The organism is Pedobacter frigoris (genome assembly GCF_005116445.1).
GTDB classification, from domain to species: domain Bacteria; phylum Bacteroidota; class Bacteroidia; order Sphingobacteriales; family Sphingobacteriaceae; genus Pedobacter; species Pedobacter frigoris.
In genome coordinates, this window is record NZ_SWBQ01000001.1 from 1,417,541 (window position 1) to 1,436,588 (window position 19,048).

The window sequence follows — 19,048 nt, forward strand, 5'->3', positions numbered from 1 at the left end:
CACAATAAGAACGATACCGGGTGCAGGGCTAACTGCCTGCACCCGGCATATCGGCTTCCATGTCTAAACAGCCATAACTTAAGAAGTTCACAGAGCAGAATATCGTATAGTATGGGCTGGTATACGGCAGCAAAAAAAATGGACGGATATTTACGTTGGGCCTACAACAGCTGGACTAAATCACCACTAACAGACACGCGGTTTACTGCATGGCCAGCCTGCGATACTTACCTGGTTTATCCTGGAGCCTTAAGCTCAGTAGGATTTGAAAAACTGATTGAAGGCGCGCAGGATTTTGAGAAGATCAAATACCTGCAGTCATCATACGAAAAGAACAAGCAGACCAAACAATTAGCAGAACTGAATCAGGCTTTAAAGAAATTTGAGATCAAATCATTAGCTACCACTACTGCTGATGATGTTTTGAAAAGCGTAAAGCATCTGCTTAATCAATAAATAACGAAATCTATTTTATAATAAAAAGCCACTGTGACGTACAACATAGCGGCTTTATTATTCAGCTGTTATATTTTCAAATGAGTAACCAGATCATTAAAATAATTTACTGACCAGATATCCAATACAAAACGGTCTGCTATAAATCTGCTGATATCTGCTTTAATACGGTCGAAATTTACAGTTTCAATCTTGGCACGAAGTAACTCTCTAAACTCTTTTTCAGTCATATCATCTTCAGTCCAATTACCACTGTCCCGTGCTCTTAATGCGAAATGTTTCAAATTTAACCGCACGCCTTTCTTAATATACCATTCCATATCATACCAATCCCTCCCTTTTACATTATTGCCCCATTTCCTAAACAGTAAAGCATGCATTTTACCAGCATAAAGATCAGATAATGAAAAACATTTAACATAAAAAGAAAACGGTTTTAAAAGTAGCTTTTCTTCTGTTTCGAACCCAAGAGGCGGCAGCTTGTCTACCTCAAGTTTGATCTTGATATTCGCTCGCTGATCAACTCCGCTTTGAGGAATAATTCCTTCTAATACCAATTCCTTCCAGATCGTCTCAGACTTTAAAAAAGCAGAATCAATATTATTTTCTTTGGTCTTTTTTTTCTCGGTAACCGAAACAGTCATACCCTGAGATGCGAACTCTGTGGTAACCGCCTCCAGATATTTATCCAGAGAAAAATCCATATTCTTATTTAATAAAGAAAAGTCCAAATCTTCTGAAAAACGATCCAGGCCATAAAATATACGTAAAGCTGTTCCGCCATAAAATGCAGCTTTTTCAAAAAAACCTGCCCGTTGTAAACCAGCGAGCGCAATTTCCTGCATAATTTCACGCAAGGCCTGCCCTGCCTCATCTTTATTAGCAGGATGATAAGATTCCAGCCATTCTTTTATCATAAAGTCTTTATCATTTTAAGTATATGAATTAAGCTATCTCTTTTCGGCGCATCATCCATCCATGTACTCATTTGTTCAACATCCAATTCTTTTAACCTATCTGCATCAATCCTAAGGTCTTCCAACAGATAACTCTCAGCAGCTTTTGCACTTCTCAATACTACTCCAGAGGTTGTTACAATCTTATCTAACAAAGATTTTTCTGGTGATGCCATCATTGCCCACTGCTCATCACCCAGCTGAATCTGCTGAATGCCAAATGTGTAATATGGAAGTCCCAAACGCTCGTAAGAAAACAACCCCATAGGAGTTGGAAAATTGCGTGAAGCTTTAATAGTAACAGATGTTATTTCAAAAACCCTTTCCGGTATCAAGCCATGAAAAGATAAAGCTGTATCCGAAGAGACATAACTTGGTCCTAACAAATGATTAGCCACCAAAAAAGGTTCCGGCCGGATCTGATCACTTAATTGCGTTCCGACTACATACATACCCCTCTTTAAAGGTGACAAAATTCCTTCTTTAAGTAAGTCGTGAATTTTATCATTAGGTCTTTTGTAATCCTTTAGCAATGCAATTAACAACTGATGTGTGATCGGTTGTTTGCCGTAACTACGAATCAACTGCATTAAATCCATACACAAATGTAAAAAAATAAATAGATAATCGGAAAAAAACCGATTATCTATTTAAATAAATACATTAATCTTAAACTATTTAAAAAAAACAAGTCATAGTTAAACTTCGTCTTTTTTACTAAATTGGATTTCATGAACTGGGTAGACGTCATTTTAATTTTGATCTTGCTGCTGTCAATCCTGAACAGTGTCCGCAGTGGTTTCATTCTTGCCACTTTAGAATTGCTTTGCTGGATGGGCAGTCTCGCACTCAGCTTTCTGCTATATGGCCCCCTCAGCAGTTTCATAGATAAATACATCATATCTGCCAGTCCATGGACGGCTCCACTGTCATTTATCGTCATTCTAATCGGCATCAGAATCTTGTTCGAGGTATTATCCAGGAAAATTTTATCTAATGTGTCCCAGGAAGACCACGAAAGCACGGCCAACAAACTCTATGGAATCCTACCGGGGCTGGTAAACGGTTTCATATGGGTAGCGCTATTGTCGACACTACTGCTGTTGACGCCTATCACCAACAGCACAGAAGCAGCTAAGGACAGTAAAATCAGTGGATGGTCAATTCGCAAGGTAAACTGGATGCGTGATCAGCTTTCGCCTGTTTTTAGTACCTTATTTAACCAAGTCGGCTCGAAATCTGAGGCAGTGGTTGGGGCATCAGAATCCATAAAATTGCCATACAAAGTAGAACACCCGAAAGTACGGGCAGATCTGGAAGCAGAAATGATGGTATTGGTAAATGAAGAAAGGAAAAAACGTCGGCTCAAACCTTTAAAAGCTGATCCTGAAATTGCCGTTCCAGCAAGAAAACACTCGGCAGACATGTTCGCACGGGGTTACTTCTCACACATTACACCGGAGGGACTCGATCCATTTCAACGAATTCAAGCTGAAAAAATCATTTTCGTAACTGCAGGAGAGAATCTTGCACTGGCACAAACATTAGCCATCGCACATCAGGGTTTGATGAATTCACCAGGTCACCGGAAAAATATCCTGAGGTCTGGTTTCGGCCGCTTGGGTATTGGCATTCTCGATGGAGGAGTCTATGGATTGATGATTACGCAGAACTTCAGAAATTGATAATAATTCTTTAACATCAGGCCTATTGAATCCCCATCAAAAAGAAATAACTTAGCTACAAACAATCTCAAAGAATCAGACAATGGAATTCAATCCCACCAACAAAGTAGTCAAACTGAGTCTTCAGGGCATGAACATGGAGGAACAAGGGAAACCTGAAGAGGCGATCAAACTTTTCCTGCAAGCCTGGGATGAAGCGACAGACAATTTAGAAAAATTTATTGCAGCCCATTATATCGCCAGTCATCAAAAAAGTGTACCCGACAAATTAAAATGGCTGGAAACCGCTTTGGAGTTTGCAATAAAAGTAAACAACGACGCTGTTAAAAGCGCCTTCCCTGCCCTGTATTCAAATATTGCTAAATGTCATGAGGAACTGGGCCACGCTGAAAAAGCTAAAAAGAATCATGAATTGGCAACTTCATTTAAAGATAATCCGTCTGACAAAGGGCCTTTTTATCATGGCACTGAAGCGGATTTGCAGGTCGGAGATCTGTTGACACCAGGGGGCAGTTCTAATTACCAGTCCGAACTCAAAATGAATCACATTTATTTCACAGCCCTGGTTAATGGGGCCGGACTTGCCGCTGCGCTGGCAAAAAACGAGGCACCTGAACGTGTCTACATCGTAGAACCGACGGGAATTTTTGAAAACGACCCAAATGTTACAGACAAAAAATTCCCCGGCAATCCCACACGTTCTTATCGCTCACAATCACCATTAAAAATTACCGGTGAAGTGGCAGATTGGGAGAGGATACCGCCCGCAGAACTCCAAAAATGGCGCGAGAAACTTGCTAATAACAAAGGCGAGATCATCAATTAACCACCCATTTACACCACCATCCATATACATGTAGGTTAACTGCCCATAAATCCCAGATCAGTTTATTTTTTTTAAAAATTTATTTCTATCTCAATTTATTCATAGCTTTGATAGTATCATATGATAGTATCATGTGATACTATCATATGAGTTACAATAAACCCCCATATCAAATTACGTCTGAGGTTTTATCCTTATTAACAAAGGTATCTGAACAAATCGGGGCAGTGAATGCCCTCCATTTAAACAGGCCACAAACCGAATTACGAAAAGCAAACCGGATAAAAACAATACAATCTACCTTAGCAATTGAAGGAAATACCATATCGCAAGAGCAGATTACGGCATTGCTAAACAACAAACGGATTTTAGCGCTCCAAAAGGATATTCTGGAAGTGCAAAACGCAATAGAGACTTACGATAACCTGCATACATTCAAGCCATTTCAACTAAAATCAGTTCTAAATGCCCACAAAACCTTAATGAATGGCCTGATTAAGGATGCCGGTGCTTTAAGATCGGGAAATGTTGGGATTGTAAAAGGATCGCAGATTACACACGTAGCTCCTTCCGGTAATATGGTTCCACACTTGCTCAAGGAATTACTGGAATACGTAAAAATAGACAAGGACCCCATCTTAATCAAAACCTGCGTGTTTCATTACGAATTTGAGTTCATACATCCTTTTGCTGATGGAAATGGCAGAATGGGCAGGCTTTGGCAAACCATTTTGCTGATGAAAACTTATCCGGTTTTTGAATACCTGCCCATCGAAAGTATTATTAAGGCCGACCAGACCAAGTACTATGAAGCATTAAACAAATCTGACAACCTGGGACAAAGCACTCCGTTTATCATATTTATGCTCGGATGCATCGCTAAAGCGCTTGATGAACTGATCGAAAGGCCTTCCGCCGCACCAGATCAGGGAAGCCGGATTTTATTATTTAAAGAGGTAGTCGGGAAGGAGCACTTTACACGAAAAAACTACCTTCAGCATTTCAAAGGGCTCTCCACAGCAACGGCCAGCCGAGATTTAAAAGTGGCTACTGAAACAGGTGTCCTTCAAAAAACCGGCGACAAAAACTCCAGCACTTACCATTTTTCCTGAACCAATTCGGAGACCGGGTAACAGCCCTTATTGCTACTCTTTATTCCTTACTCAAGCAACTTCTATAAAATGTACCTACTGCGCAGCAGGAATTAGCCATCAAATAACCAATCAGTTTGTTTGCGCGTATTACGATGTTTACTATTTTTAAGAAAACTTTAGACTATGAGCACAGCAATCCCTCCTATTAACCCCGACTGCGAAATTGTAACCACAAGAACAACAAATACTTCACAGGCGCTCGCTTTCAAAGCCTGGGCAGATCCGGATCACCTTAAAAACTGGTGGGGACCGGTGGGCTTTACCAATACATTTCATGAATTCGACTTCAGACCAGGTGGAAAATGGCGTTTTACCATGCATGGACCTGAGAAAGGGAATTATCAAAATGAATGCGAGTTTACCGTTATCGAAGAGCCTTCGGTTATCATATGGAAACACATCTCACAACCGCTGTTTGACGTCATAGCAACGTTCGAGAAAGTAAGTGACGGAGAAACTAAAGTTATCTTCAGGCAGGTTTTTGCAACCGAAAAGGAATGCAATAAAATACGGCCATACGTAGAAGACAAGAACGAGGAGAATATGGATAAGCTGGAACAGGAATTGGCTAAAATGAGTTAGAACAATCCGCAGACACTAAAGTCCCTCAATCTCTTCTAACGACAACTTTGTGTATCTCATGATTTTCTCAACAGGCTCGTGATCTGCCAGCATCTCCAGGGCCATATCAACGGCCTTTTTTCGCTCACCCTTTTGTTCAGCCTGTGCGACAGCAAAGTCCATTACATTCTTATTGTCCCACTTATGTTTCAAACTCGTATTGTACATGTCTCGCTCCTCCTTTGTTAAATTGGCATATCTTGCCAGATTAAATAATTGATCAAATTCCGGACCGTTCAGATATTCCGGACGCTCCTTAAACTCACTTAAGTGTTTTAGCGAATAAAGCCATCTGTCAAGTTCGGTATGCAGCTCAATTGGCTCCTTAACAAAGTTAATCATCTCAATGAACATAAAGCTCAATTTTTCACAGAATATTTTACCAGTGTACCTGTTAGCCAGACAAATATCCTGCAGATACTCGACTTTTGGGCTATCCGGAAGGTTAAAATCTTCCAGAAAAGCAACGAGGTATACTTCTGTCAATTTATAGCCCCATTCCCTTCTGTTTCCTTTTGTTACCTGCTCACTAATGGCCCGCGATGTGTAGAACAGAGCCCTATCTTTAAAATTCTGCTGATAACCGCGTTGAATTTCGATAATGAATTTGGTTCCATCAGCATCTGTACAAATCACATCGAACACCGCTCCTCCCTCGGTTGTAATTTCTCCAGGATATTCGTTCTTACCATAATTAATTGCCGTGATGTATTTACGACCTCTAAATAAATGGTTTAAAAGCCCAATCAAAATAGGTTTACTTTCTTCAGTAGCGAATAGTCTTTTGAATGAAAAATCGACAAAAGCATCAATAAAAGTAGTATATTCGGGTTGTTTAATCATAAATAATTAGAGTTTTCCAAATATAAAAAGCGGGATGCCGATTAGCCGGTTATTCTACGCTTAAGTTATTGAATACAGTAATTTAGCAGATATAGATGGGCAGATAAACAAAATTTCGGAACAATTGTTTAATTATCATGGCAACTACAAAAGAACTTATAGAACAAATCAACCTTCTGTTTACTGAAAACAGAATGGAGGACTTTATGGATTACTTTGCAGAGGATGTCGTTTGGGACATGTATTCCGCTGCTAAAGGACATACCAGATTCAATGGGATAGAAGACTTCAGCAAGATGGATGTGAGCAATATGCCCGAGCACAGCAACTTTCAGTTCAGCACCATCGTGATCGAAGGAGATATGGCATCAGTACAAGGATCAGCTACAAATAAGAAGAAAGACGGCATCGAATACGAAAGCAACTTCTGTGACATTTATCATTTCAAAGATGATAAGATCGTTAAAATGAGTTCATATGTGATCGACAGTCCACATTAAGGAGTCCAGTCTTCCTGAATAAAATACGCCAAGGGCACACCAACCTTTAAAACAGCAATCCCGCTGCAATGCGGTCGACAGCCTGTGCCATACGCTCAACCTGCTGCTCCGTATTTTGCCCTTGTTCAATCCAGGAGATGTATTTGTCCCGTTCTTCAGCTTTCCAGCTTTTAAAATACTTTAAAGCTGAGGGATCATCCTCCAGGCAAAGTAGGAATTCTGCTCTTATATCCAATTCTTCAGTTTGCGAGAATAATTGCAATCTAATTTGGTTACCAGCCTCCTTACCTATCACTTTCCTGATTTCAGCTTTTACAGGTAAGAAACGCTTTCCATTACCCAAAGACATCAGGCCAATTTCAGAGACTTCATGCTCATCAAACAAGGCACGAACCTTATCCCAACCCAACAGCTTGCCCGAAGGGGTCTTAAGTTGAGGTAGCACCACATAGGTCCAGCCCCCTTTTCCAGGGAACCTTTCCAGCATCAGTATTTCGTCTAACAATAAGGTATTCATAGTACCACTAAGATATGGGATTTCGTCGAGGGTCGATGGAATTAAAAAATCACATTCAGCACTTTCTTTTTGTAGTTCAGATGAGAATTAATTTGTTTAGGATCGGTTACAACAATCTGCGCCTTCTCATTGAAAATTGATAATTTTCCGCTCACACTTATTTTTTTGTGCAGGTACAATTTCAAAATATCATCACTAAAGTTTTTATAATCTTTTTTAGCAATAAACACAGAAATAATCTGACCTGGATACTTACCTCCTACATTCAGTAAAGTATGGTTTTCAAATGCTCTGCCATCATACACAGAATCAACTATAACAACTTCCTTTCCTACAGCTTTTGGAATATCTTTTAGATCCCAATGACCAATTATTTGATCAACAGCAACGCCTTCCTGAGCACTAAGCGAAAAGGAAGCAAAGACAAAGGAGCAGACTAATAGTAATGTTTTCATATATGCAATATGCGTAATTTCTACCGGAAGATAAAGGCGTCATAAAATTGATTTTTGCTGTTCACAATCATATATTAGCAAAAACAAATCAATTAACGCTACATCAACTCCTGCAATAAACCATGAATTTTCTAAAAAACATATTCAATAAATCAGACGCTCCTATTCAGTCCAATAAAGATTTCTGGAACTGGTTTATCAAAAATGAAAAAAGTTTCTTTGAGACCGTCAAAGCACATGCTGATATCGAAAAAGAATTCTTTGATAAAATATCGCCTAAACTTGCTCAACTGAAGGATGGCTTTTTCTTCCTTACAGGGATGCTGGACGACAATACGGCCGAACTGGTACTTACGGCCGACGGGACCGTTAAGAACTTTGTTTTCGTAGAGCAATTGGTAAACGACGCACCTGAAATCAAAGGTTGGAAGTTCACAGCGCTTAAACCGCCGATAGAGATCGACAAGTTTGCGATCAACATGTATGATTATCATTTTAAGACGGAAAACATGCACTTCTACGCGAATGATAATCCCTATCAACCCGACGAAATTGACATCACCGTTGTTCATGACGATCTCAATCAGGATAATGAAAAGGAAATTTCAAACGGTGTTTTTATCTTTCTTGACAACTATCTGGGCGAGTTGAATTTTGCCACGATGATAGATAATATTGTCATCATAGGAAAAGACAAGGTTGAAAAGGAACTTGTCCCGATATCCAAATTGAAGGCATTTTTAACCTGGAGGGAGAAAGAGTTTATTGAGAAATATGAAGGTATGCGGCACAATACGGATAATGATGAATACGGCAGCTTTGAGGCTGAAACAGAAGATGGACAGCCTTTTCTTGCTATGCTCAATATGGGATTACTCAGTTGGGATGCCAAAGCTTCACACCCCTGGATGATGGCCATTGAAATCAAATATGATGGACGTCAGAACTCAGGGCTACCAGATCAGCAAACCTTTCAGCTGCTCAATGAAATGGAAGATGAACTCATGGCTCGCCTTAGCCCTGCAGATGGTTACCTGAATGTGGGCAGAGAAACCGGTGATGGTCTTCGCGTAATTTATTTTGCCTGCAAAGAATTCAGAAAGCCATCTAAAGCGGTACATGATATTGAAAAAGCATATGCGGGTAGACTCAATATCAGTTATGAAATCTATAAGGATAAATACTGGAGATCGCTTGCCAGGTACGAGAGCTGAGCCGAATAATATGGCAAATCCTGCGGCACCAATCTAAAGCGTTTCATTCGGTGTTTATTAAATAAGGCTTAAATAATTGTGAAGTTACGACAACTAAAGTACGAAACTATTTAGGTTTAATTGAAATGCCATTCTCTTCACGAATAAGCTGAAAAAGATGATCAGGGCGAACTATTACATAATCTTCATTAAGTGAGCTAGCTACATTTTTAAAACTTGTGGGCGATATATTAGTCCAGGGCTGCGCTTGTATAATGATGAAACGCGGCGAAGTTCTATTCCAACGAGACGCAGCTTTGGCGATATGATCTTTCATCGCCTGTTCATTTGTACAATAATTACACGCAAGTGCCATTCCAGGTAAACTGTTGTTATAGATAGTGAGCCCACCCCCTGTGTTTTGGGCAGTTACACCGAGCAACGATTTTGCCTGACTTGCAAACATTTTCCCAACATTAGGATTGATACCTCCGTTGATTGTGTTCCAGATGGTGACTACACGTAAGCCCGCACGATTATTATAATCCTCGGTTTTAGAAACAAACTGTTTTAGTAAATTTTCATCAGACCAGGCATTGGGATAAGTGTAACCATAGCCGGAGGGTCCGGAAATCAGATTGTCATTGATGGTAGAGGTTTGCCAATAGTAATTAAGTGCGGCAGGCATGGCATCTAGCATAGCAGGTGACACGGTCCATCCTATTGGAACAGCACCCCGGTCTGGATTATTCCAAAGCTTACGCATCAGATGTTCAGTGTATTGTAGATTGTCTCCATCGCTCAATACAAATGCAACATAAATCTTGTTTTTAAGCACTGGTTTTGGTGGAATCGGTTTTACATTTACTGTTCTGGAAGTACCACTATGTAACGTGAGGTTAGTACACCAATCACTGGCGATCGTTGCAATACCATACTTCGAAGCCCGCTCCACCCCTGGCGCTTCTTCTGGCCACCAGCCCATAAAGTTTGAACCCGGCGACATAGAAGATAGAAATTTGTTGAGCAACTCACTTTCACCAGCGACTTTGGGATCTAGCCATATTACCCCAGCCCCCAATGCCACGGCATACTCACGAAGGGCCGCTTTATGCGCATTAGGGTTTAGTCCGATTAACAAACGGTGATCAAGCTGTGGCCAATAGGTATCATACAGTGATTGATAAACTTCCAGCTTACTGCTAAACTTTCCTTGCAAATCAAGTAAGACAGGTAAATTATAAGGAGGAGCAGTCAATTTGGATAACAATAATGGCGAGGCAATCAGTGCACCTTTGCTATTTGCTAGTACTGTGGCCAGGTTAATGGTATGTATTTGATTGGGATCATAAACGATCAGGCCTGAAATTTCATTCCGGTATTTTTTAATCAGGTCCCATTTGTCTGCCGGTTCAGACCATTTCAAGCCCAGGGACTGCAGCCAGGTATGCGGCCCTTCAGCAAAAGCATCGCCCTCATAGGAGAAAATACGTGGTTTAGTCCTGTTTACGATGCCCTTTAGCGAAGCAAACAGGTACATTTCTGCTGCAGCATAAGGAGATTTTTGCCGGAGTATAATTAAATCCTGGACCTGAGCGGGCGCAGGGAAAGATGGAAGCAGCTGACTATTCGGCCATTTAATCTGGCCCATGGATGGCATGGCAAACAAAAGGAACAAAAGAAGGCATACAGTTTTAACTCTAAGCATTTTTACCGGTATTATCATCTGTTGGACAGATAGTCTTTTCATAACCATGATTTGATAACAATTAGCTGAACGAATATACGGGATTGCTGGATAGATATTGTCGTTTCCCGAAAACTACCTGTTTATCTTATTCATTGCTGCCCACAAATCCTTATCCAGGCCATACACATCTGGTCTATATTCAATTTTATTATTCATTTCCCAAGCTGTAAAATAAGTGATCAACAATGGGACAGATTTTTTTGGAGTATATACGGAGGGCGTTAATTGAGAGTCCTTTGAGGTCAATTTATGAGACCGTTTCATGTGGTATCCAGCAAGATTGTTTTTATTTATCGGAACTAATCCAATGTCAGATCTTAATTTATCGCATTTATCTTTGTCGCCGACAAGAAGTTCAGCAAATTTTAGTGGTTGCTCTAATCTTATACAACCGTGACTTATCGCCCGGTTAGATTGTTTAAAAGCTTTTTTATTATTGGTATCGTGTAAAAAAATGCTGCTATTATTTTCAAACGCAAACTTAAATTTACCTAAGGAATTTTTAATTCCTGGTCTTTGTACGAATAGAAAAGGTAATTTTTCCACATCATATCTTGACCATCGAATACCAGCAGGATTATTAACAAGCTTATTTTTATGATATACATTGATGTCATTTCTCCTTAAGTAGCTACTATTTCGGCGCGCCATCGGATAAATCTCCTTTTTAACAATACTTTCAGGAATATTCCATACAGGATTAACATAGAGCAAGGTTATAGAACTGAAAAGAATTGGCGTTTCATGATTATTAGGTTTATCATCATAATCGCCCGTCTTTTTAAAAACGTCCATTTTCTTCTCGTAATCATCGTCAGCTTTACTTCCAACGCAAACCTTCATCGTCGTTAACGTATCACGCTGTTTAAAATAAATCAGGGTAAAATCGGGGATATTTACTTGCACATAATCCTCCCCGGTTTGGGGTAAAATCCAGCGCAAGCGTTCCATATTTACCGCTAAAGTCCGGCGAACAGAGTCGTTTTCGGCCTTAATAAAAGCCGACTGGAGCGCCATATACTGTAAAGATTTTCCCTGAACGCTGACTAAGGTGTCTGACATACTACCTGAATTCAGTAATCTTATTGTAGATTGAACATCAGGCCGCTTAACATTGATAAAATATCTCGAAAATACCTTTTGGGGATTCACTACCCCAAATTTGAGATAATTGATATACTTAATATAAGCATTGGCAGATAGAAGCTCAAGTTTTGCCAAGGCAGAATAGCTTTGAGATACATTGTTGAATTCGTTATTCCCTTTAAAATATCCCAATAAACTTCTGAATTCTGTTGTTGAAAACCTCTCTGGATCAAAGCCATGCACCGTACTGTTCTGTAAAAAATTTAGCAGAACATCTAAATTTTTGGACTTATAAAATCTGATAACTAAAGTGGGACAATATCCATTTTTGGTATAAAAAGTCTTTATTGATTGGAAATCAGAGAGTTTAGTTGACAAGCTATCTAATGTTTTTGTAAAAACAGAATCAAAAGCCAAAGTATCAAATTCATCATAAATCTCGTTTTCAAAACTTTCAGCCAACAGTTCTCCAACAGATGGTTCTTTTTTAAATGAACTAATTACATAAACTAAAATAATAATCCCAAACCCAAGCGTAAATATCCTTGCCATAAATTAACTAAAAATAATTTTAAAAACAACAGATAGGGATGTATCCTTGTAATAAGAACAAATTTCTGGCGATAAGGCAAATATGGTGCCACCATCGTAGTATCAATCGCCCCCTTCTTTTGCCCATCGTAACTGTGGCAAGCGATTACGCAGAGTGATTGGAACTAAAGATGATAACAACGTGGTATCAGCAAGTTTTAAAAGCCTGGAGACTTTAGATTTTAAGCAGACTGGTCATTTTTCAGTGTTTTAAAGACTTGAAACAATGCACGTGGTACATGGAAACAGCATTTCCATTTACCCCCTTTTAAGGGTAACAATACCTCGCCCCTTCTATTCAGATATGCAAACCACTCTCCATGCTCAGGATCACGAAAATTAGACCAGCTATAGTCGTGAAGCCTCTCAAACCAATCTTTACATTCGGCTCTTCCGGTAAGTGTATATCCTTTGGCCATGCATACCAGAGCTTCCAGGTGTACCCACCAAAGCTTTTGATCCCATTCCAACTGCTGAACGGGTTTATTCATGATATCCAGAAAATAGAAAATCCCTCCAAATTCTTTATCCCAGCCATATTCAAGAGTGTGAAGAGCGATTTCGGTAGCCTTTTCTATTAATTGCTGATCTTTCAGACGAACACCAAGATCCATCATAAACCACATCGCTTCAATGGCATGTCCCGGATTGATCAGTCTCCCTTCAAAAGAATCAGAAAAAGAACCATCAAGGTTCACATTCTCCAAAATCAGTCCCGTATCTTCCTGATAAAAAACATTCATCACCTCATGAATCACTGTCCTAAGCAAATCATCAACTGTCTTCTTATCAAGCACATGTTCCATTTCCAGAGATAAATTACTCAGGATCATCGGTAAAGCAAAGTTTTTAAGGTTACGTGTTTTCGGATAAGCCTTATTATAAGTGCCTTTTGGATTCGTCTGGCGCTTTAAGATATTATAGAAAGTATCCTTTGCGATCTCGGCGTATTTCTCTTGTGGATCAGCTTTATAAAGGGCAGCAAAAGACATAGCAGCGAAGCAGTCAGAAAAAATATTGTAAGGTTGCACCAGCGGTTCTCCGGATTGCGCTAATGAAAAGTACCAGTTTCCTTTACCATCACGACCATGTTTTTCTATAAAATCAGCCCCGTGCTTTGCCATTTCTAACCACTCTGGCCTTGCTTCCAATTCATTGTATAAGGTCGCAAAAGTCCAGACTTCTCTGGCCTGCAGCCACATAAATTTATCTGTATCAAACACATTTCCAAACCGGTCAAGGCAATTAAAATATCCTCCTGACACCTCATCCTTAGAATATTTCATCCAAAAAGGAATTACATGATCTATTAATTCCTGCTCGTAAATTTCACTGTAGTTGTACTTCATTACGTATCTTAAATTGTTAATCTTAGTTATTTTTACATCGATTTAATAAGAGATATCCAGACGAAATATTAATGTATCCAATGTCGTTCAATATCCTCCAGAGATTTACCGGTGGTTTCTGGTATCCACTTCCATACGATGAATAAGTAGGGTATGCACATCAGGGCGAAGAAGAAAAAAGTTCCCGCCGGACCGAGGTTCTCCAATAGCCAGGGTGTCAATTGCCCTATTAAATAAGTCCCTATCCAAAGTGAAAGACCAGTCAGCGACATTGCCACTGCACGGATCTTATTTGGATACATTTCGGATAGCAATACCCAGATTACTGCAGAAATAGATATTGCACAACAGAATACATAGGCCAGAAAACAAATCAGAATAATGATGTTTGGAAACGAATTTCCGGACACGAAGTAAAACGCGATCAGGAGTAGAAAAATCACCATACCGGACACACCGAGATAAACTAATTTTTTACGCCCCACTCTGTCGATGATAAACACAGCTAATATGGTTGTCAATACATTTACCAATCCTACTATTACCTGGTAAAGCAGGGAATCATCACCAGAAAGCCCGATTTTCTCAAAAATAGTAGGCCCATAATACAGTACCGCATTTACACCCATAAATTGTCCGAGAATTGCAATAGCTGCACCTATGAGAACAGCTTTTCGAACATTGGACTGTTTTAGCAAGGACCAATCCAGCTTTCCGGTACCCGTCAGCACAGATCTAATTTTATCAAGTTCGTTCTGAGCCGCATTTTGTGATAGATAAACTCGTCTCAACACTAATTCAGCCTGTTTTTCCTTATTTTTCAAAAGCAGCCATCGGGGGCTTTCCGGTATAAAAAAAAGAATAAAGAAAAAAAGAACAGCTGGTATTCCGGAAACACCCAACATACCTCTCCAGACTTCATCACAAAAGATCAGTTTCATCCAGGAATACTCCAGATGCTGTGCATTTGTCAAAGAATATTTAAGCAACGCATAATTAACTAAGTATGCCCCCAAAAAGCCAATTGTCACCGCCAGCTGATATAAAGAAACCAAACGACCACGGTACTCCGCAACCGAAAGCTCAGAAATATACATTGGTGAAATAATAGACACTACACCGATCCCTACTCCTCCGATCATTCTTGCAATGACAAGCTGCTCAAGTTGAAGAGAAAAGGCACAGAAAACAGCGGATATGAAGAAAAGGACCGCGGCAATGAACAGTGTTTTTTTTCGGCCGTATTTATCGCCTAAAAATCCCCCAATGGATACGCCCAGAATAGACCCGATCAAAGCACACCCTACATACCAGCCCTGCTCTACAGTACTGAGTCCAAACTGACTGCTGACCTGCGCAATGGTGCCTGATATCACCGCCGTGTCATAGCCGAAAAGAAAACCTCCTACCGCCGCTACGGAGGACAAAAATTTTATATATCTGATATTTATTTTTTCATTCATGAGTTATTCTAATTAAATTTTACAGACCGAAATAATCCTTATATCGGTTATACAGGTGACCAGCCTGCGGATAAGCAGATTGAGGGCTCATAAAGTGGGAAAATTCAAAGGTAATTGCCTTATCATAGTTTGCCCGTTTGGCTGCCTCAAGCTTCATCCTCAATTTATCAAACTTGATAGGCAAGAATTTGATAGGCATATCGCGGTCAAAGGATTCCGCATTCGTCCAACATTCGATTCCATTCTTATCTGCTAGTTTTTTATTCACTTCAAAGAATGCGTCCAACTCATTGTAATCAATTTGGCCGTCCTGAAAAGCACAGGCATCCACGGCTCCCTTAATGCCATCAAATATTTCACCCCATTCCTTCTCATGCTGCTCAACTGACACTGAATCTGCTTTGGAAAGCTTACCTGAGCTTGCCATAACTGCCTTCTTGCCGTCAATCCATGGAGAAATAAAGGTAGGCAGGCCACCAGATACATCTTTACATTGCTTTCCCATTGCCCGAAAGGAATCAATAGCCCCTTTTGTAGCCCGACTGATCTCGCCGCTCAAGTACCAGCCCTGAAAACTTTTGTGGTGCTGACCGTATTTTTCCCACACTTCATCAATGACGAACTTATTGTCTTCAATTTCACTCGACATATCACCCGTATCCCAATAGTGCCCTGAATCGTATAAGCCAAAATAAAACTTCATGCCGTGTTTATCGGACAACCTTAAATACATATCCAACAAATCAACCGAAGGCTTATAGCAGCCCTTTTTCATCAAATATTCAGAAGGATACGTAATAAATTTTCGGTAACCCGAACGGATCAAGAAAACGGAGTTGATACCGATTGCTTTCATATGTCGAAAATCCTGGTCCCACTCCTTTTCTCCCCAATTCTGGTGTGGGATATCGTGCGATATTTCATCTAGAAAAGTTCCTGTAATCTGAAGTCCACTTGCCGGAGGTAATACCCCATTTACCGCTGAATCCCGATCATTACCTAACCCCATTAAGGGAATACTGGCGGCAGCGGCTCCTATTCCCATTTTTTTTAAAAAATCTCTTCTATTATTTTCCATAATGTGTTTTTATATTTTATTCAATAATATTTGCCCTGATGGTTTATCTCCTTTGCAAAAGGGTTCAGAAAATCTATGAGTAGTAATGCCAGTTTTCTTTTTGATATTGGTTCATCGCTATACTCCAATCCAACCGGCGTCACTTTATGATCTGATATGCTGGTGATCATCGAAAACGCCTCACGCATGGTCAGCAATCGCTGCTGCACAACAACTTCGGCCCTGCTGTCAAAGGAATGTAAGCCTTCGGTAAATTCCGCAACTGTAATATTGCTGTCTGGGTAAAACCATGTCCGATTGGCCCATTTCCAGGACTCTCCCTTTGTTTTGAGAATGCCCGTTGCCGTTATTTTCTGTATACTTTCAAAATCCGGATCCAATACCGGCACATCATACAAAGGCATGATATAGGCTTTGTTTTTTAACAGGCTCGACTGAACCATTCGGATAGAGACCTCACGGGGCTCCTTATTTTCCTTAACGGCCAGCGCAGCCAATGTACCTGCAGCCTGTCCCGTTAACAATACCACAGGTTGCAATCTTGTCGATCCGTTTATCAGATTGGAAACAGAAATGGCCTTATCCGATACGATCAGGCCGTCTATCGTTTCGGGAATAAGCGCCCCCAATGGAATATTAAAGGACGGAACCGGATCGAACCCTACTTTCGGTGCAGCTGGATTTTTATCGTGATGATGGTCTACAGGATAGTCACCTACGGATATACCGGTTTTGTATAAATATTCTTCCTGTTGATACGGGTTTTCGACATCATTGTAAGTGAGATAGGAAATGCCCCTGAGGCGCCGGCCTTCTCTATGATACGGTTTATAGGCCAGCAAATCTGCAGTATCAAATTCGTCATCGGCCAGGCCCAGATGCTTAAAACCCAGTTCATCCTGTATATAATAAACAAATCTTAGGGTTTGCTCTTTCGCTTTTTTCAACGCTTTATTCCGCTTACTGCGGGACATTTCTACCACTTGTAAATAAATGTCGTTACCATATTTCGGCCAGTTTATCATGTACTTATTTTTCGGCATTCGGCCGTATTGCAACATATAATCACAATCGATTTTTATTTTATCTACTGTTTCAGAACAACATCCATGAAATTCGGCTGCCTTATAGTCCCTGGGTTTTGGGATGGTCCTGTCAGCACCGGATCCATAATCTTTTAAAATAGCAACCCATGTAAGGTCCTGAACGATGTCATTTGCCTGATCAGGTGCACCTTTTTCATGCGTCTGGTCACGTGCATCCATTCCCAATCGGTAGGCTGCCCCGGCCATTTTTAAACTTTCCCCGATATCAGTAGCATCAATGGTTATTTTAGCACGGACGATCAGTTGCTCTTTCCGTTCATTTCTGAAAATGGCACCAGATATTTTTTTCCCTTCTTTTAATATGCTGTAGAGATGATACCCATAAACGACAGTCAAATCTCTTTCAGCTGCAGCCATCGCTTTAAATACACTGTCTGCCACATGAGGCTCAAACAATGTATTGCTCACCCATCCTGTCCGTACACGTGCCTCCCCTCCATAATGCATGACAATCTTCTCTCTAAACTCTTTCCATAAACCCGATGGCAGATTTTCATTGCCGTCTACCGCCCCTACTCCTTGCGCGCTGAACATACCTCCAAGCCAGGGACTTTCTTCTACAATCAGCGTTTTCGCACCTGCCCTTGCTGATGCAATTCCTGCGGAGGTGCCGCTGGTTGTACCGCCAATCACCAATACTTCTACAATACGCTCTTTCGGTTTTTTTGCTGCAACTGCAGAGGGGTCTAACAAGGCTAGAAGGAAAAGTGGAACACAAGAAAAAATACTACACCTACTCATAGATATATGGTTTTAACACACTTGTCCAAACCAGATATCCTTTTTCGTTTAAATGAATACCATCAACACTAAGGCCTTTTATAAGCGCTTTACCTTCCAACATATGCGAATGGATATCGATATATCTTACATGGTGTTCCACAGCAAATGCCCTGATCAGATCATTGAACGCATTGATTTTGTTGTTCTTGTCAACTAAAAATTTATTATCCGATTTTATGGTTTCGTTTACAGGCAGTAAACTACCCAAATAAATCTTGCACTTTGGTTGCCGCTGTTTAATGATTTCAAATATCTTGGTATAGCCCTGCTCAAACTGTTCTTTGGTGATGTCGTAAAATAGTATATCATTAATCCCCGCCGTTATAAAAATTTTTGAGGGTTTGTTTTTTAAAATATCGGGTAACCGATCGATTATGCCAGCAATAATATCCCCTCCGATCCCCCTGTTTAACACATCTTTTCCCGGAAAATATTCAGACCACAGTCCCTGCTCAGTCAAACTATTGCCCAGCATCACAATGGCTTTATTAACTTTAGGAATACTTTCCTGTAGTGCCCTCTTCTTATTGTAGTAATCATTTCTAAAATTTGGCTGCTGTGCAAGTGCATGTATGCTAAGTCCAAGAAGCATAGCTATTAATAATTTTTTCATGTTCGTATAAATCTTTAACGTTC

At 40.2% G+C, this 19,048-nt stretch carries 19 protein-coding genes; 7 read left to right on the forward strand and 12 right to left on the reverse strand.

All coding sequences use genetic code 11. The features are described from left to right. Positions 1-36 precede the first annotated feature (36 nt). Positions 37-456, forward strand: a complete 420-nt coding sequence (locus tag FA047_RS06115) for a DUF4091 domain-containing protein (RefSeq protein ID WP_394347558.1) — start codon at positions 37-39, stop codon at positions 454-456. A 68-nt stretch (positions 457-524) separates the two neighbouring features. Here the strand turns inward: FA047_RS06115 and FA047_RS06120 are convergent, their stop codons facing one another. After that, on the reverse strand, positions 525-1,373 hold the full coding sequence (locus FA047_RS06120; protein WP_136835065.1) for a nucleotidyl transferase AbiEii/AbiGii toxin family protein: 849 nt from the start codon (positions 1,371-1,373) through the stop codon (positions 525-527). Beyond that, entirely contained in the window at positions 1,370-2,011 is a 642-nt protein-coding gene (locus FA047_RS06125; RefSeq protein WP_136835066.1) for a type IV toxin-antitoxin system AbiEi family antitoxin domain-containing protein, read from the reverse strand. The genes FA047_RS06120 and FA047_RS06125 overlap by 4 nt, the downstream gene beginning before the upstream one ends. 132 nt (positions 2,012-2,143) lie before the next feature. On the opposite strand from FA047_RS06125, the gene FA047_RS06130 reads away from it, so the two are divergent. From FA047_RS06130 to FA047_RS06145, 4 genes are all read left to right on the forward strand, one after another. Then, positions 2,144-3,097 carry a CvpA family protein gene (locus FA047_RS06130; protein WP_136835067.1) on the forward strand — a complete coding sequence of 318 codons (954 nt, stop codon included), beginning with the start codon at positions 2,144-2,146 and terminating at the stop codon, positions 3,095-3,097. A 412-nt stretch (positions 3,098-3,509) separates the two neighbouring features. Next, a complete protein-coding gene (gene arr, locus FA047_RS21110; RefSeq protein ID WP_394347559.1) occupies positions 3,510-3,923 on the forward strand; it encodes an NAD(+)--rifampin ADP-ribosyltransferase in 414 nt (137 codons plus the stop codon). Positions 3,924-4,069: 146 nt separating this feature from the next. Beyond that, positions 4,070-5,035: a Fic family protein gene (locus FA047_RS06140; protein ID WP_136835069.1), complete on the forward strand. Its 966-nt coding sequence runs from the start codon at positions 4,070-4,072 to the stop codon at positions 5,033-5,035. A 165-nt stretch (positions 5,036-5,200) separates the two neighbouring features. After that, the gene (locus FA047_RS06145; protein WP_136835070.1) at positions 5,201-5,659 is read left to right on the forward strand and encodes an SRPBCC family protein; all 459 of its coding nucleotides are present in this window, start codon (positions 5,201-5,203) and stop codon (positions 5,657-5,659) included. Between the two features lie 15 nt (positions 5,660-5,674). On the opposite strand, the gene FA047_RS06150 is transcribed toward FA047_RS06145, so the two are convergent. Further along, a complete protein-coding gene (locus tag FA047_RS06150; protein ID WP_136835071.1) occupies positions 5,675-6,541 on the reverse strand; it encodes an Rpn family recombination-promoting nuclease/putative transposase in 867 nt (288 codons plus the stop codon). Positions 6,542-6,678: 137 nt separating this feature from the next. Between FA047_RS06150 and FA047_RS06155 the strand changes: the two genes are divergently transcribed. Next, positions 6,679-7,041: a nuclear transport factor 2 family protein gene (locus FA047_RS06155; protein WP_136835072.1), complete on the forward strand. Its 363-nt coding sequence runs from the start codon at positions 6,679-6,681 to the stop codon at positions 7,039-7,041. A 46-nt stretch (positions 7,042-7,087) separates the two neighbouring features. Here the strand turns inward: FA047_RS06155 and FA047_RS06160 are convergent, their stop codons facing one another. Together FA047_RS06160 and FA047_RS06165 are read right to left on the reverse strand one after the other, a co-directional pair. Beyond that, positions 7,088-7,558 (reverse strand): YdeI/OmpD-associated family protein, encoded by a 471-nt coding sequence (locus FA047_RS06160; RefSeq protein WP_136835073.1) that lies wholly within the window; start codon positions 7,556-7,558, stop codon positions 7,088-7,090. A gap of 41 nt (positions 7,559-7,599) precedes the next feature. Then, positions 7,600-8,013, reverse strand: a complete 414-nt coding sequence (locus FA047_RS06165) for a hypothetical protein (protein WP_136835074.1) — start codon at positions 8,011-8,013, stop codon at positions 7,600-7,602. A gap of 122 nt (positions 8,014-8,135) precedes the next feature. Between FA047_RS06165 and FA047_RS06170 the strand changes: the two genes are divergently transcribed. After that, entirely contained in the window at positions 8,136-9,227 is a 1,092-nt protein-coding gene (locus FA047_RS06170; protein WP_136835075.1) for a DUF695 domain-containing protein, read from the forward strand. Between the two features lie 106 nt (positions 9,228-9,333). On the opposite strand, the gene FA047_RS06175 is transcribed toward FA047_RS06170, so the two are convergent. The 7 genes from FA047_RS06175 to FA047_RS06205 form a co-directional block, all read right to left on the reverse strand. Then, the gene (locus FA047_RS06175; protein WP_225872644.1) at positions 9,334-10,956 is read right to left on the reverse strand and encodes a GxGYxYP domain-containing protein; all 1,623 of its coding nucleotides are present in this window, start codon (positions 10,954-10,956) and stop codon (positions 9,334-9,336) included. Positions 10,957-11,028: 72 nt separating this feature from the next. Beyond that, on the reverse strand, positions 11,029-12,594 hold the full coding sequence (locus FA047_RS06180; protein WP_136835076.1) for a L,D-transpeptidase family protein: 1,566 nt from the start codon (positions 12,592-12,594) through the stop codon (positions 11,029-11,031). Between the two features lie 221 nt (positions 12,595-12,815). Continuing rightward, a complete protein-coding gene (locus FA047_RS06185) occupies positions 12,816-13,982 on the reverse strand; it encodes an AGE family epimerase/isomerase (RefSeq protein ID WP_136835077.1) in 1,167 nt (388 codons plus the stop codon). A gap of 68 nt (positions 13,983-14,050) precedes the next feature. After that, entirely contained in the window at positions 14,051-15,445 is a 1,395-nt protein-coding gene (locus FA047_RS06190) for a sugar porter family MFS transporter (protein WP_136835078.1), read from the reverse strand. Between the two features lie 19 nt (positions 15,446-15,464). Next, positions 15,465-16,523, reverse strand: coding sequence for a DUF4434 domain-containing protein (locus tag FA047_RS06195; RefSeq protein ID WP_136835079.1), 1,059 nt, complete (start codon positions 16,521-16,523; stop codon positions 15,465-15,467). A gap of 20 nt (positions 16,524-16,543) precedes the next feature. After that, on the reverse strand, positions 16,544-18,370 hold the full coding sequence (locus tag FA047_RS06200; protein ID WP_136835080.1) for an FAD-dependent oxidoreductase: 1,827 nt from the start codon (positions 18,368-18,370) through the stop codon (positions 16,544-16,546). Beyond that, the gene (locus tag FA047_RS06205; RefSeq protein WP_136835081.1) at positions 18,363-19,025 is read right to left on the reverse strand and encodes a GDSL-type esterase/lipase family protein; all 663 of its coding nucleotides are present in this window, start codon (positions 19,023-19,025) and stop codon (positions 18,363-18,365) included. The genes FA047_RS06200 and FA047_RS06205 overlap by 8 nt, the downstream gene beginning before the upstream one ends. Positions 19,026-19,048 lie beyond the last annotated feature (23 nt).